The organism is Nocardia thraciensis, from assembly GCF_054782435.1.
Genome location: NZ_BAAGSM010000051.1, coordinates 85,166 through 99,124, shown reverse-complemented (window position 1 = coordinate 99,124; position 13,959 = coordinate 85,166). Strand labels below are relative to the sequence as shown.

Annotated in this window: 14 protein-coding genes; 12 read left to right on the top strand and 2 right to left on the bottom strand. The window is 69.5% G+C overall.

Features of this window, described 5'->3' with window-relative positions:
* Positions 1–14: 14 nt before the first annotated feature.
* Complete coding sequence (locus ACYVLQ_RS31255; protein ID WP_460701123.1) at positions 15–866, bottom strand: hypothetical protein; 852 nt, start codon at positions 864–866, stop codon at positions 15–17.
* A gap of 132 nt (positions 867–998) precedes the next feature.
* Here ACYVLQ_RS31255 and ACYVLQ_RS31250 point away from each other — a divergent pair, with 132 nt between their 5' ends.
* From ACYVLQ_RS31250 to ACYVLQ_RS31210, 9 genes are all read left to right on the top strand, one after another.
* The gene (locus tag ACYVLQ_RS31250; RefSeq protein ID WP_460701122.1) at positions 999–1,994 is read left to right on the top strand and encodes a Ppx/GppA family phosphatase; all 996 of its coding nucleotides are present in this window, start codon (positions 999–1,001) and stop codon (positions 1,992–1,994) included.
* A complete protein-coding gene (locus ACYVLQ_RS31245; protein ID WP_460701121.1) occupies positions 1,991–4,006 on the top strand; it encodes a hypothetical protein in 2,016 nt (671 codons plus the stop codon). The genes ACYVLQ_RS31250 and ACYVLQ_RS31245 overlap by 4 nt, the downstream gene beginning before the upstream one ends.
* Positions 4,007–4,049: 43 nt before the next feature.
* Complete coding sequence (locus ACYVLQ_RS31240; RefSeq protein ID WP_460701224.1) at positions 4,050–4,913, top strand: sugar phosphate isomerase/epimerase family protein; 864 nt, start codon at positions 4,050–4,052, stop codon at positions 4,911–4,913.
* Between the two features lie 166 nt (positions 4,914–5,079).
* Positions 5,080–5,976: a thioesterase family protein gene (locus tag ACYVLQ_RS31235; RefSeq protein ID WP_460701120.1), complete on the top strand. Its 897-nt coding sequence runs from the start codon at positions 5,080–5,082 to the stop codon at positions 5,974–5,976.
* A gap of 57 nt (positions 5,977–6,033) precedes the next feature.
* Positions 6,034–6,852 carry a pyrroline-5-carboxylate reductase gene (gene proC, locus ACYVLQ_RS31230; RefSeq protein ID WP_460701119.1) on the top strand — a complete coding sequence of 273 codons (819 nt, stop codon included), beginning with the start codon at positions 6,034–6,036 and terminating at the stop codon, positions 6,850–6,852.
* A gap of 171 nt (positions 6,853–7,023) precedes the next feature.
* Positions 7,024–7,212 carry a helix-turn-helix domain-containing protein gene (locus tag ACYVLQ_RS31225; RefSeq protein ID WP_308163356.1) on the top strand — a complete coding sequence of 63 codons (189 nt, stop codon included), beginning with the start codon at positions 7,024–7,026 and terminating at the stop codon, positions 7,210–7,212.
* 366 nt (positions 7,213–7,578) lie between these two features.
* Positions 7,579–7,680: a 30S ribosomal protein bS22 gene (locus tag ACYVLQ_RS31220; protein ID WP_003402602.1), complete on the top strand. Its 102-nt coding sequence runs from the start codon at positions 7,579–7,581 to the stop codon at positions 7,678–7,680.
* Between the two features lie 259 nt (positions 7,681–7,939).
* Positions 7,940–9,013, top strand: a complete 1,074-nt coding sequence (locus tag ACYVLQ_RS31215) for an NAD-dependent epimerase/dehydratase family protein (RefSeq protein WP_460701118.1) — start codon at positions 7,940–7,942, stop codon at positions 9,011–9,013.
* Positions 9,010–10,026: a lysophospholipid acyltransferase family protein gene (locus tag ACYVLQ_RS31210; RefSeq protein ID WP_460701117.1), complete on the top strand. Its 1,017-nt coding sequence runs from the start codon at positions 9,010–9,012 to the stop codon at positions 10,024–10,026. The genes ACYVLQ_RS31215 and ACYVLQ_RS31210 overlap by 4 nt, the downstream gene beginning before the upstream one ends.
* Positions 10,027–10,032: 6 nt before the next feature.
* On the opposite strand, the gene ACYVLQ_RS31205 is transcribed toward ACYVLQ_RS31210, so the two are convergent.
* Positions 10,033–11,058 carry an HAD family hydrolase gene (locus ACYVLQ_RS31205; protein WP_460701116.1) on the bottom strand — a complete coding sequence of 342 codons (1,026 nt, stop codon included), beginning with the start codon at positions 11,056–11,058 and terminating at the stop codon, positions 10,033–10,035.
* A 98-nt stretch (positions 11,059–11,156) separates the two neighbouring features.
* On the opposite strand from ACYVLQ_RS31205, the gene ACYVLQ_RS31200 reads away from it, so the two are divergent.
* The 3 genes from ACYVLQ_RS31200 to ACYVLQ_RS31190 all read left to right on the top strand — a co-directional run bounded on the left by ACYVLQ_RS31200 (position 11,157) and on the right by ACYVLQ_RS31190 (position 13,935).
* Positions 11,157–11,417, top strand: coding sequence for a glutaredoxin family protein (locus ACYVLQ_RS31200; RefSeq protein ID WP_460701115.1), 261 nt, complete (start codon positions 11,157–11,159; stop codon positions 11,415–11,417).
* A 302-nt stretch (positions 11,418–11,719) separates the two neighbouring features.
* The gene (locus ACYVLQ_RS31195) at positions 11,720–12,550 is read left to right on the top strand and encodes a redox-sensing transcriptional repressor Rex (RefSeq protein WP_460701114.1); all 831 of its coding nucleotides are present in this window, start codon (positions 11,720–11,722) and stop codon (positions 12,548–12,550) included.
* Positions 12,547–13,935: a glutamyl-tRNA reductase gene (locus tag ACYVLQ_RS31190; protein WP_460701113.1), complete on the top strand. Its 1,389-nt coding sequence runs from the start codon at positions 12,547–12,549 to the stop codon at positions 13,933–13,935. The genes ACYVLQ_RS31195 and ACYVLQ_RS31190 overlap by 4 nt, the downstream gene beginning before the upstream one ends.
* The last annotated feature ends 24 nt before the right edge of the window (positions 13,936–13,959 follow it).

Genomic DNA, 13,959 nt, shown 5'->3' with positions numbered 1-13,959 from the left:
CCGGAAGCTACCGTTCACGCGTCGCGCTCGGCCTCCGCGGTCGCCGGATGCACCGCGACGATCCCCAGCCCCTCGCGCCGCTTGCAGTGCCGCGCCAGTTCGTCGTACGCGGGCTGGCCGATCAGCTCGATCAGCTCGGGGGCATAGGACTGCCAGACCGGTCGCGAGCCGACGTGCGCATCGGGCGAACCCGAGCAGTACCAGTGCAGGTCGAGCCCGCCGGGACCCCAGCCGCGGCGGTCGTATTCGGTGAGGGTGGTGCGCAGGATCTGCACGCCGTCGGGGCGGTCCACCCAGTCCTGGGTGCGCCGGATCGGCAGCTGCCAGCACACCTCGGGCTTCACCGTCAGCGGCTCGAGGCCCTTGCGCAGCGCCATGCTGTGCAGGGCGCACCCGATGCCGCCGGAGAAGCCGGGCCGATTGAGGAAGATGCACGCGCCGTCATAACGCCGGGTGCGCAGCGCGGGCTCGTCGTCGAGGTCGTCCTCCTCGAGATAGAGCTTCTTGCGGACCTTGCCGTCGGAGTCGCGGGCCTCGTCCATGAGCTGCCAATCCTCGGGTGTGAGCATCTTCACAGCCTTCTGCAGCTTCTTGCGATCGTCGTCGTCGCAGAGGAACGCGCCGTGCGAGCAACACCCGTCGTCCGGGCGGCCCTCGATGATGCCCTGGCAGGCGGGCGTGCCGAAGACACAGGTCCAGCGCGACAGCAGCCAGGTCAGGTCCGCCACGACGGTGTGCTCGGCATTCGCGGGGTCGACGAACTCGATCCACTCCCGTGGGAAGTCGAGATCGACCTCGGGCGTGGGATCGATCTTCGCCGCTGATCGCAGCCCGGTCGGGGCGCTCGCGGAAGCTCCTGCCGTCACATCGCCAAACGCTAACAGCCGCGGCCGGAGAGCCTTCGGTCCCGGGGGATTTACGCATTTCGTCCGCGTCACCAATGAGCCACGTTTCGGTTCGTACTCCGAGGTATGTCCGGGACCCAGTACCGTGTTCATGTGCGGCTCGGTGTGCTCGATGTGGGAAGCAATACCGTCCACCTGCTTGTGGTGGACGCGCATCGGGGTGGCCATCCCATGCCGATGAGCTCGCGGAAGGCGGCGCTGCGGCTGTCGGAGAACATGGACGACCACGGCCGCATCACTCCCGACGGCGCCGCCCGGCTCACCGAGACGGTCGCCGAATTCGCCAGCATCGCAAAGACTTCCGGCTGCGTGGAGCTGATGCCGTTCGCGACGTCGGCGGTGCGCGATGCCACCAACTCCGATGAGGTGCTGACGCTGGTCCGCCGCGACACCGGCGTCGATCTGCGGGTGCTGGCGGGCGTGGACGAGGCGCGGCTGACCTTCCTGGCCGTGCGCCGCTGGTTCGGTTGGAGCGCCGGTCGCATCCTCAACCTCGACATCGGCGGCGGTTCCCTGGAGATGAGCAACGGATGCGACGAGGCGCCGGATGTGGCGCTGTCGCTGCCGCTGGGCGCCGGTCGGCTCACCCGGGAGTGGTTCGAAGACGATCCACCGGGTAAACAGCGGGTCCGCTTCCTGCGCGATTGGCTGAACGCCGAGATGGTGGGGCCAGCCAAGCAGCTGCTGGAGCCGGGGCGCCCCGACCTGGCCGTCGCGACCTCGAAAACGTTCCGCACGCTGGCCCGTCTCACCGGCGCGGCCCCCTCTGCCGCGGGTCCGCGGGAGCGGCGTATTCTCTCCAGTTCCGATCTACGGCAGCTGATCGCGTTCATCTCTCGGATGACCGCGTCGGACCGGGCAGAATTGGACGGCGTTAGTTCCGATCGGTCACAGCAGTTGGTGGCTGGCGCATTGGTCGCGGAGGCGAGTATGCGAGCGTTATCGCTGGATACCCTCGAGATTTGCCCTTGGGCGCTGCGGGAGGGATTGATCCTGCGCAAACTGGATACCGACCTGGACAGCGAACCCGGTGCCGATATCGGCCGCCCGAACGGCGTACCGGGCCCGACCGAAACGGTGTCGCCATGAGTGAGGACTCCACCCAGCTGTCGGTCGCCGAGCTGCTGGCCCGCAACGGCCAGGGCGTTCCGGCGTCCGGGGGCGGTCGGCGCCGCCGCAGCGGCCGTGGCATCTCGGTGACCGAGCTGACCGGGGATATGCCGACCGTGCGCGAGGGTTCGGCCTCGCACGCCGCACCCGAACCCGAGACCGACGCCGCGGCCGAGGCGGCCCCCGACTTCCCGTCCGCTACGCCCGATTTCGACGGCGGCCCAGCGTATTCGCCGCTGTCGGGACCGATCTCGTACTACGACCCGCTGGGGGACAGTTCGGGTAGTGAGACCAACGGTTCGGCGGTCCACGGCGCCGGCGCGAACGGTTCGGGTTTCGACGGTCAGGGTTTCGGGGGCTCGGGCTTCAACGGCCAGAGTTTCGACAGCTCGGGTGCCAACGGTCAGAGTTTCCACGGTTCGGGTTACAACGGGCATGGCTTCGACGATTCTGGTGCCAACGGGCGTGGTTTCGATGGTTCGGGCTACAACGGTCAGGGTTTCGACAGTTCTGGTGCCAACGGGCGTGGTTTCGATGGTTCGGGTTTCAACGGCCAGGGTTTCGACAGTTCTGGTGCCAACGGGCGTGGTTTCGACGGTTCGGGCTACAACGGCCAAGGTTTCGACGGCGCGGGTTACAACGGGCATGGTTTTGACGGTTCGGGGGCCAACGGCCAGGGATTCGGTGGTTCGGGATTCGGTGAGCCGGGTTTCAATGGGCAGGGCTACAACGGTTCCGAGCTGAACGGCTCGGGTACGAACGGCTCGGCGCCGCCGTCGTACGAGCCGACGGGCTACCAGGCACCGGCCTACGAACCGCCCGCGTATCAGCCGCCGTCCTACCAGTCGCCCGCCATGTCGGATGCCGCGCTGCGCGATCCGACGAGCTTCGGCTGGCCCCCGGCCGCCGACCCCGCGCCACCGACCCCTGGCGGCCGCCGCGCGCGGCGCGAGCGCATGGAGGCCATGGAGGCGCTGGCCGAGCAGGGCGACCCGGCGGCCCCGCAGTTCGCGCCCGAGCAGGCGCCACCCGCACCCGGCCGCCGTCGTCGCCACGACCCGGACGAGGAAGCCACCGCGGTCCGGCCGTTCGGCGGGCCGTTCGCCCGGCCCGCCGACGGCCCGACCGCCGCGCCCCCGGGCTGGGCGCCCGCGCGTGCGCCCGAGGCCGAACCGCTGCCGCCGCCGCACCGCGGCCGGGAACTCCCCCCGCCCCCGCCGGGACTGCGCAACGGGGCCGGGGCGCCCCCGGCATCCGGTTTACCCGCGTGGTCGGCGCGAAGACGTAAGGCGCCCGAGCCTCCGGCTCCGCATTCCGATCACCCGGCGCGTAACGGCGCCGTCACCCCGCCCGGAGATCCGGACCAGGCGACGGCCGTCTGGTCGCTGGCCGGGCAGGATCAGCAACTGATCTCCGGGTCCACGGTTGCCGGTGATCTGCTGCGTGACCGCCACGACCGCCGCGACTCCCGGCGAGCCGGTGCTTCCGATCTGCTCGAACCGCCCGACGATCGCACCGACGTCTACGCGCCGATCGATCCCGACGACGATTTCGACGACGACCTCGACGACGAATTCGACGACGACCTCGACGACGACCTCGATCCCGACGACGACGTCGAGGAACCGGGCCGCATCGCGCAGGCGACCCAGGCCGCCAAGGCGCGGGTCGCGGGGCTCGCCGCGTCGGCCCGCAAGGCCCGGGGCGGCGGCAAGGTCGCGGCCGACCCCAACCGGCAGCAGTGGATGATTCTCGGCGGCCAGGTCGCCGGGGCCGCGGTCGCGGGCATGTTGCTGTTCAAGGGTTTCGAGAAGATGTGGGACGTCATGCCTTTCGTCGCCCTGGTGCTGGCGATGGTGGTGATCCTCGGCTTGGTGGCGCTCGTCCGGGTGCTGCGGCGCACCGACGACATCTTCAGCACCGTGATCGCGGTCGTCGTGGGCATCTTCGTGACGCTCGGCCCGCTAGCCTTTCTTCTCAGCACCAACTGAGCAGGGAGCGGCAGTGGGGATCACACAGGGGAACGACATCCGGGTGGGGTTGTCGACGGCATCGGTATATCCGGAGAACACCGAGGCCGCATTCCGGTACGCGGCCGAACTCGGTTACGACGGCGTCGAATTGATGGTCTGGGCGGAACCGGCCAGCCAGAGCATCGCCACCGTGCAGGGCTATGCGCGCCGGTACGGGGTGCCGGTGCTGGCGGTGCACGCGCCGTGCCTGCTGATCTCGCAGCGGGTCTGGGGAGCCGATCCGATCGCGAAGCTGGCGCGCAGTGTGCACACCGCGGAGGCGCTGGGCGCGAGCACGGTGGTGGTCCATCCGCCGTTCCGCTGGCAGCGCCGCTACGCCGAGGGGTTCGCCGAGCAGGTGGCCCGCCTCGAGGAGCACAGTCCGGTCGTGGTGGCCGTGGAGAACATGTTCCCGATGCGGGCCGACAGCCTGCTCGGACGGAGATCGGGATCGGCGCGGCGACTGGAGCGCCGCGGCGGGCCCGGCCTGGCGCTGACCACCTTCAGCCCGTCCTACGACCCGACCGACACCGGCTACCAGCACTACACCCTGGACCTGTCGCACACCGCGACCGCCGGCATGGATCCGCTCGCCCTGGCCGCCCGGATGGGACCCAACCTGACCCACCTGCATCTGGCCGACGGCACCGGTGCCGCGCATGACGAGCACCTGGTCCCGGGCGACGGCGGTCAGCCGTGCGCGCAGGTCTGTGAATCGTTGGTGCGCAACGGCTTCCGCGGCCACGCGGTGATCGAGGTGAACACCCAGAACGCCCGCACCACCGGCAACCGCGCCGCCACCCTCCACCGCGCCCTGACCTTCGCCCGAGCCCATCTCAACAACCTCCAACCCGCCCCTACCCCCCAGCCCACCGGCGCCCACTGATTCCGGCCGAAAGCGCACCGGAAATACGAGGCGGCCACACGCCGCCCTCGCCCGGTGTGCGTTCGTGTCGGCCCCATGTGGTGAATTCGTCACATCCGGTGGGGGAATCCGGCGGGGACGGGCAGACTTATACGCTGTACGAGCATGTCGGCAGGAAGGAGCGGCGGTGACGGAACTGGCCATCGATGCGGAACGATCGAGTGTGGATCTCGGTGACGCTCCCTTCACCCGGGTCTGCGCGCTGACCGAACTGCCGTCGGATGTTCCCGGTGCCGCACGCTTCCGCGGATTCATCGATGAGACCTGGACCATCGGCAACAAAGTGCACGGCGGCACCATGGTCGCGACGAGCGCCGCGGCCGCCGCTCGCTGGCTGCGCGGCGCCGAGCCCAGCATGGAAGAGATGTTCCCGATCGCGGGCTCGAGCGACTTCCTCGGCGCCCCCGATCCCGGCGAGGTCGAGTACCTCGTCCGCATCCGCAAGACGGGCAGGCAGATCTGCCTGGTCGACGCCGATCTGGTGCAGGACGGCCGCACCCTGGTGCACACCGCCTTCACCTTCGGCTACCTCGATGACACCCCGCCGGTCTACGACCACGACGACCACCCCGACATGCCCGCCGAGCCACCGGCCGACGCGCTCGGCTACGAGGACGATTCGCCGATGGGCCGTCTCGTGCACGTCGCGCGCGCCGCCGCGGTGGCGATCGACCCGAGTTGGGCGCCCTTTCTGGAGGGCAAGCAGGGCGAGCCGCGGTTGCGGCTGTGGATCCGGCCCCGCGACGCCGACGGACAGGATCCCGATATCGCCGCCTACTTCGCGATGATGGCCGGTGATATGAGCCCGCCGGTGCCGATCAATTTGGGCCACTTCGGCTGGGCCCCGACCGTGCAGATGACCACCTACCTGCGCCGCCGCCCGGCCCCGGGCTGGCTGCGGATCATCGCGACCGCGCACGAGATCGGCGAGCGGATGTTCGACGAGGATCAGCTCGTCCTCGACTCCACCGGGGCCGTGGTCGCGCAGACCCGTCAGCTCGCGCTGATCCCGCAACCGCGGTAGGAAGCCACCACCGGCCCTTTGCTCGACGCGTCGCGGCACGCGGATAGCCTTGCCGTCATGACGAGAATTGCGGTGATCGGTGGCGGCCGGATCGGCGAGGCGTTGCTCGCCGGACTGCTCGAGTCCGGGTGGGCGACCAAGGATCTGGTCGTCGTCGAGCCGGTGGCGGCGCGGGCCGAATTCCTCGGTGAACGATTCGCCATCCGGGTCACCGATACCGTCGCCGACGCGGTGGCCACCGCGGATGTGCTTGTGATCGCGGTGAAACCGCACGACATCGAGGCCGTGCTGACCGCACTGGGCAAGGCCGAACTCGACAACGACCGCGACCAGGTGCTGGTATCGCTGGCCGCCGGTGTGACCACCGCCAGGCTGGAGGCCAAGCTCCCGGCCGGGTTCCCGGTCGTCCGCGTCATGCCCAATACACCGATGCTGGTCGGTCAGGGGATGAGCGTGCTCGCGGCGGGCCGGTACGCCAAGGCCGACCAACTGCGGCAGGTGACCGAACTGCTGGAGGCGGTCGGCACGGTCGTGACCGTCCCCGAGTCCCAGATGGACGCCGTGACCGCGGTGTCCGGTTCGGGTCCGGCGTACTTCTTCCTGGTGGCGGAGGCGATGGTCGAGGCCGGCGTGGGCCTCGGGCTGACCCGGGACGTGGCCACCCGGCTGGTCACGCAGACCATGCTCGGCTCGGCGGCGCTGCTGGACGAGTCGGGTCAGGACGCGGCGGAGTTGCGCGCGGCCGTCACCTCCCCGGCGGGCACCACCGCGGCCGCGATCCGCGAACTGGAGCGCGGCGGGGTGCGCTCGGCATTCTGGGAGGCCCTGCATGCCGCCAAGCGACGCTCGGTGGAACAGGGAACGACGGGCGAGTAGCGCGCAATCGACACTGTTATCTCCCACCCGTCGCAGTAATCCCACTGGTCACGCTAAGCTTCAAGGAGCACGTGCGTGTCTGTTCCGCCGGTGGGGAAGCCGGCGGCGCGGACGTGCCGGAGGTGTCAGTGGCGCATGATGTCTGGAAACAGCTCTCCAAGTACGGGTCCCGTGATCGGTGGAGGAACCCAGTTCCTCACCGTCGCCGAGGTGGCGAATCTGATGCGGGTGTCCAAGATGACGGTCTACCGGCTGGTGCATTCGGGTGAACTGCCCGCGGTGCGGGTGGGTCGATCGTTCCGGGTGCACGCCAAGGCCGTGCACGATTATCTGCAGACGTCCTACTTCGACGCGGGGTAGGGCGGGACGGGCGGTCCCGGCCGCCGCACACGTCGTTCCGGCGTAGGCCGGACCGAGTAGCTCCGTGCGCATCCGCATGGGGCTCGGTCCGGCCGGTCCGGGGTGCTCGATCCCCGTTTCGTTCGCCGCCGGTTGGCCCGGTACGATGAAACACCGTCGTGTTCGCCCGTCGGCGCGTGTGGTTCAGGCGGGTAGACACGAGGAGCCAGGCTTGCTGAGGTCGATGGCGGCCTCCCGCGGTGTCACCGGCTTGTCGCTGAGTCGGCAACCGCGGCCCCGGACGCAAGGCCGCGGGCGACCGGGAAGATGGGCGTACGTAAACCGGCGTGCGCGCCGAGGTAGAGAGAGAACGCGAGGAACAACCCTATGGGTTCTGTGATCAAGAAGCGCCGTAAGCGCATGTCGAAGAAGAAGCACCGCAAGCTGCTTCGCCGCACGCGTGTGCAGCGTCGCAAACTCGGCAAGTAGGTCGCCGGACCCGCTTGCGGCGCGTGCGGCGCCCGTCGTGGCCCCCGCCCGCGAACGCCGCTGGGCGATAGCTGAAAGCCCGTCACCGATCAGGTGGCGGGCTTTTCAATTTGAAAATGCCGAGTTTGAAATTCTCGTGGTTTCCTATGACCGAAGTCATCGTAAGAAGCAGGTTAAACCCGTCGGCGACCCGGGCGGCAGCGGCTACTCTGGAACCCGGGAATCAGGCGAAACGGGGGCTGCATAGGTGGGATCCGGCGTGGGTGCGAACGTGCGGGACGGGCATACGCCCAAGGTTGTGCTGGTGACCGGTGCGAGCCGGTTCTTCGGCGGCAACGTGGTCGCGCGGCTGGCCGCCGATCCCACGGTGGAACGCATCGTCGCCGTGGACGCGCGCATGCCGGGGCGGGAGTTGCTGCGCCGCATGGGCCGCGCCGAATTCGTCCGGGCCGATATTCGAAACCCGTTGATCCGCAAGGTAATCGACGGTAACGAGGTCGACACCGTGGTGCACCCGGCGGTCCTGTCGCGGCCGCCGTCGGGGGGCGGGCGCGCGGTGATGAAGGACTTCAACGTACTCGGCGCGATGCAGCTGCTCGCGGTCTGCCAGAAGGCGCCGAGCGTGCGCCGGGTGGTGGTGCGTTCGTCCTCGGCGGTATACGGATGCAGTGCGAAAGATCCGGCGAAATTCACCGAGGAAATGAGCGCGCGAACACCACCGAGTGGTTGGTTCGCGCGCGACATGATCGAAGTCGAGGGTTTCGTGCGCGGGCTGGCGCGCCGGCGTCCGGATATCGCCACGGCAATTCTGCGGTTTCCGCCGATAGTCGGTCCGCGATTGGCGCGTCGGGGTGTGCAATATTTCCGCTCCCCGGTCACGCCGACCATCCTCGGCCGGGATCCGCGTCTGCAGCTACTGCACGAGGAGGATTCGATCGCGGCGCTGGCGCATGCGGCGCTGGCCGCGCCGGGCGGCACGTTCAATGTCGCCGGGGACGGAGCGCTGGCGCTGTCGCAGGCGCTGCGCCGGGCGGGCCGGATCGAGCTGCCGGTGCCGTTCGCCGTGTTCCGGAGCGTGGGCCGCTCGGTCATGGGCCCGGTCATGCGGGAGTTCACCGCCGAACAGATCGACTATTTCCATTTCGGATGCGGGCTGGACACCACCCGCATGCGCGCCGAACTGGGATTCCAGCCGCGCTGGACGACAGTGCAGGCATTCGACGACTTCGTAGGGGGCGCAGCGTTGCGGCCCGTCATCGATCCACGGTGGATCGACGCCGCAGAGACGAGACTTCTCGGCCTGGTCGGGGCCGGAGCGGGAGCACACCGATGAATGACGTGGCCAAGGTAATCCAACTGCACGAGGTGGACCTCGAGTCCCGGCATAGGGCGACGGCCGGTCGCCGCTGGCCCGGCGAGGCGTCGCCGAGCACGGTGACATCGCTGACCGAACGGCTCGCCGACGGGCCCAAGCCGCCGCAGAGCCTCGGTGAGCTGGTGCGCGGCACGCTCGTCGACGGCATTCGCGGCACCGCCGATTTCGCCCGCCGCCGCCTCACCGGCGACTACCAGGTGGACGAGTTCGGGCTCGACGAGCACCTGCTGGAGTCGGTGGTGCTGCCCGCCCTGCGCCCGCTGTCGGACCTGTGGTTCCGGGTGCAGGTCGACGGCATCGAGAACCTGCCCGAATCCGGCGGGGCGCTGATCGTGTCCAACCATGCCGGGGTGGTGCCGATCGACGGCCTGATGCTGCAGCTGGCCGTGCACGACCGGCACCCGAAGCAGCGGGCGCTGCGCATCCTGGCCGCGGACCTGATCTTCGAAATGCCGGTGCTGGGCGGGCTGGCGCGCAAGGCCGGTCATACCCTGGCCTGCCCCGCCGACGCCGAGCGCCTACTGCGGGCCGGTGAGCTGGCGGGCGTGTTCCCCGAGGGTTTCAAGGGCATCGGCAAGCCGTACGCGGAGCGCTACAAGCTGCAGCGGTTCGGTCGCGGCGGCTTCGTCTCGGCCGCGGTGAAGACGGGTGTGCCGATCATCCCGTGCTCGATCGTCGGCTCGGAGGAGATCTACCCGAAGCTCGCCGACCTCAAGCCGCTGGCCCGGCTGCTCGGCCTGCCGTACTTCCCGGTGACACCGCTGTTCCCGCACCTAGGCGTGCTCGGCGCGCTCCCGCTGCCGTCGAAATGGTACATCGAATTCGGCGAGCCGATCTCCACGAGCGCCTACGAGCCCGAGTCCGCCGACGACCCGATGACGATGTTCGAGGTCACCGACCAGGTCCGCGAGACCATCCAGCAGACCTTGTACACACTACTGATGAAGCGCCGCAATCCCTTTACGGGCTAGCCTCGGTCAGCCCCTGGCGTCGCGCTTCCTCGTAATCGCCGCCGCGGCGGCACCACCCGCCGCGCCCAGCGCCAGCGCCGTCGGCACGCCGATCTTGGCCGCCTTGCGGCCGGTGCGGAAGTCGCGGACCTCCCAGCCGCGGTTCTTGGCCACCTCACGCAGGTCCGAATCGGGGTTGATGGCGACCGAGGTACCGACCAGCGACAGCATCGGGACGTCGTTGTGGCTGTCGGAGTAGGCGGTGCAGCGCTTGAGGTTCAGGCCCTCGCGGATCGCCAGCGTGCGCACCGCGTGCGCCTTGCCGAGGCCGTGCAGGATGTCGCCGACCAGCCGTCCGGTGAACACGCCGTCCACACTCTCCGCGACGGTGCCCAGCGCGCCGGTCAGCCCCAGCCGCTTCGCGATCACCTGAGCCAGCTCGACCGGGGTCGCGGTCACGAGCCATACCTGCTGTCCCGCGTCCAGATGCATCTGTGCCAGCGCCCGGGTGCCCGGCCAGATCTTGTCGGCGATGATCTCGTCGTAGATCTCCTCGCCGAGTTCGGCCAGCTCCGCGGTGGAGCGCCCGGCGATGAACGACAGCGCCTTCTCCTTACCGCTGGCCATATCGCCCTTGCTCTCCTTGCCGGTCACCCGGAACTTCACCTGCTTCCAGGCGATGTCCACCAGATCGGAGGACTTGAAGTACTTGCGCGCGGCCAGCCCGCGGGCGAAGTGCACGATCGAGGCGCCCTGCACCATGGTGTTGTCGACGTCGAAGAACGCGGCCGCGGTCAGGTCACGCGGCGGGGCATGGGGCGGTAAGCCCTGCCCGGCGCCGGTTTCCGCCAGTTCCGCGTCGTGCAGCGCGAGCGCGGCGTCGGCGCTGGCCTCACCGGCGAGGTTGGCGCGCACCTCCTCCTCGCTGGGACCGAACGGGCTGCGCGCGATGCGGGTGATCTGATCGGACAGGCCCTGACTCCAGCGCGCCGGGAATTCGCCGAACCTGCCCGCGATGAAACCCGTCCTCGCATCTTTCGATCGTTCCGGCACCAATTACCTCCGCCCGTCCGCGCGAACACTCCAACCCTAGCCGGGTTTGACGGCCGGGGTCGCCGCCCGTGGCGGGGTTGCGGCATTTAATGGGAGGCATGAGCGAGGCGACGCATTCGGTGATCTTGTTGACGCGGGCGGGCTGTGGGATGTGCACCGTGGCGCTCGAGCAGTTGCGGGGGATCTGTGCGGATTTCGGGATCGAACCGCAGGCCAGGGACGTGGACGAGGCGGCGGCGACCGATCCGGGGCTGCGGGCCGAATTCGGGGATCGGCTGCCGGTGGTGCTGCTCGACGGGCGCGAGCACAGCTATTTCGACGTCGACGAGGCGCGGCTGCGGGCGGACCTGAGCCGCTGAACTCCGGCGCGAACGGTCGGCCGGGCTACGGCCCCGGCGCGTTGTGTGGAAACCCACCGGCCATTGCGGGTTGAATGTGGCGGGTGAGGTCCGGGGCGGGCGGCGTGCCCGAGTGACCGAATTCACCGACTTTGTGCAGGGCTTCACAAGCAGTTACGGTGGTGACACGCAAACCGACTGCTGCAGGCAGCGGAAGCACCCGACCGACCCCCGATGTGCCGATACCGGCGTCTGCCCCCGGCGTCGGCGCGGTCGATAGCGAACCGGACACCTATCCCCGGCCGGACGAGGAGCCGAACGACGTGACAGAGCAGCACGAGACGCCCAACGGTGGCGTCTCCGGCAGAGCTCTGCAGAAGGACATTCCCCAGGCGACCGTAGCTCGGCTGGCCACCTATCTCCGGGTGCTGGCCATGCTCGCCGACGAGGGTGTCCTCATCGTATCGAGTGAAGAACTGGCTGTCGCGGCGGGTGTCGGTTCTGCGAAGCTTCGCAAGGATCTGTCCTTCCTCGGACCCAACGGCGTTCGCGGTGTCGGCTACGACGTGGCCAAGCTGCGGGCCCGCATCGAGGACGTGCTCGGCCTGTCCGAGGGGCACCGGGTGATCCTGGTCGGCGCCGGAAATTTGGGCCGCGCCCTGGTCGGCTACGGCGGCTTCCGGCGGCGCGGGTTCAGCATGGTCGGCATCTTCGACTCCGATCCGAAGATCATCGGCGAGGCGGTCAACGGGCTGGCGGTGCGCGATGTCGCGGAACTGCATGCCGCCGTCGCCGAACTGGAGCCGACGATCGCGGTCATCACCGTGCCGGACGCGACGGCGCAGGAGGTCTGCGACGAACTGGTCGCGGCCGGGGTGCAGAGCATCCTCAGCTTCTCCCCGACCGCGCTGGGCGCCCCCGCGTCGGTCGAGGTCCGCCGGGTCGACCTCGCGGTCGAGATGCAGATGCTGTCCTTCGAGCGCGCGCGCAGCGCGGAGGCGGAAGCACACGACGACGCACACGACGTGGCCGCGGGCGAGACCGTGACCGCCGTGTCCACCCCGATCGGCCGCCGCCTGGCGGACCGCTCGCACGTGGGCATGAAGCATTCGGCAACGGAGCCAAACAGCAAGGGATCGGTGGTCGCACCATGAGTGTGCTTCTAGTCGGTATTTCGCATCGCAGCGCACCGGTCGCGGTGCTGGAAAAGGTCGCCGTCACCGAGGACGACCGGCCCAAGCTCACCGATCGAATGCTCGCGTCCCAGCACATCTCCGAGGCGATGATCGTCTCCACCTGCAACCGCGTCGAGGTCTACGCGGTCGTCGACGCCTTCCACGGCGGCCTGGCCGAGGTCGGCGACCTGCTGGCCAAGCACTCCGGGCTGCCGCTGCCCGAACTGACCAAGCACGCCTACGTGCGCTACAGCGAGGCCGCCGCCGAACATCTGTTCGCGGTCGCGAGCGGCCTGGATTCGATGGTGGTGGGCGAGCAGCAGGTGCTCAGCCAGATCCGCGCCGCCTACGCCGCCGCCGACGCGCAGCAGTCGGCCGGGCGCACGCTGCACGAACTGGCCCAGCACGCGTTGCGGGTGGGCAAACGGGTGCACACCGAGACCGGAATCGACCGGGCCGGTGCTTCGGTGGTGTCGGTCGCGCTGGATCGAGCACGCACGGTGCTCGGTCGGCTCGACGGCCGCGCCGCCGTGGTGATCGGCGCGGGTGCGATGGGCGGTCTGGCGGTGGCGCATCTCGCGCGGGCCGGGGTCGGCCACATCACCGTCGTCAACCGGACCCTGGAGCGGGCGCGGCGGCTCGCCCACACCGCGGCCACCATGCACGATGCGTCGGCCTCGGCGGCGGATCTGTCCGGACTGGTCGCCGCGCTGGCCGATGCCGACATCGTGATCACCAGCACCGGCGCGGTGGGCTCGGTGGTGACGCTGGCCGACGCGCACCGCGCGCTGAACGCCGCGCGGACCGGCCACCAGATGGTCATCTGCGATCTCGGTCTGCCGCGCGATGTGGACCCGGCGGTGGCCGGGCTGCCCGATGTCACGGTCATCGACATGGAGACGCTGCAGCGCGATCCGGCGGCCGGGGCGGCCGCCGACGACACCACCGCCGCGCGCGCCATCGTCGCCGAGGAACTCGCGAAATACCTTGCGGGCCAACGTATGGCGGAGGTGACGCCGACGGTGGCGGCGCTGCGCCAGCGCGCCGCGGAGGTGGTCGAGGGCGAACTGCTGCGGCTGGAGTCGAAGCTGCCGGGCCTGGCCGATCCGGAGCGCGAAGAGGTGGCGCGCACCGTGCGGCGGGTGGTCGACAAACTGCTGCACGCGCCGACGGTGCGGGTCAAACAGCTGGCCTCCACGCCAGGCGGCGATTCCTACGCCGAGGCGCTGCGCGAACTGTTCGCGCTCGAACCCGGTGCGGCACAGGCGGTGGCGGCGCCGATGGAGATCGCGGCCCTGGGCGAGCTGGCCGACGACTTCACCTCTGGTCATCACAGCGAAGGGCAAGGGCACACGGCATCATGACCAACGCAACGGTGCAGGAGCACA

What these genes read in the sequence shown, in the direction of transcription:
- ACYVLQ_RS31190 (WP_460701113.1), top strand. Translation starts at nt 12,547, where the DNA reads ATGAGTGTGCTTCTAGTCGGTATTTCGCATCGCAGCGCACCGGTCGCG.
- ACYVLQ_RS31200 (WP_460701115.1), top strand. Translation starts at nt 11,157, where the DNA reads ATGAGCGAGGCGACGCATTCGGTGATCTTGTTGACGCGGGCGGGCTGT.
- ACYVLQ_RS31220 (WP_003402602.1), top strand. Translation starts at nt 7,579, where the DNA reads ATGGGTTCTGTGATCAAGAAGCGCCGTAAGCGCATGTCGAAGAAGAAG.
- ACYVLQ_RS31245 (WP_460701121.1), top strand. Translation starts at nt 1,991, where the DNA reads ATGAGTGAGGACTCCACCCAGCTGTCGGTCGCCGAGCTGCTGGCCCGC.
- proC (WP_460701119.1), top strand. Translation starts at nt 6,034, where the DNA reads ATGACGAGAATTGCGGTGATCGGTGGCGGCCGGATCGGCGAGGCGTTG.
- ACYVLQ_RS31210 (WP_460701117.1), top strand. Translation starts at nt 9,010, where the DNA reads ATGAATGACGTGGCCAAGGTAATCCAACTGCACGAGGTGGACCTCGAG.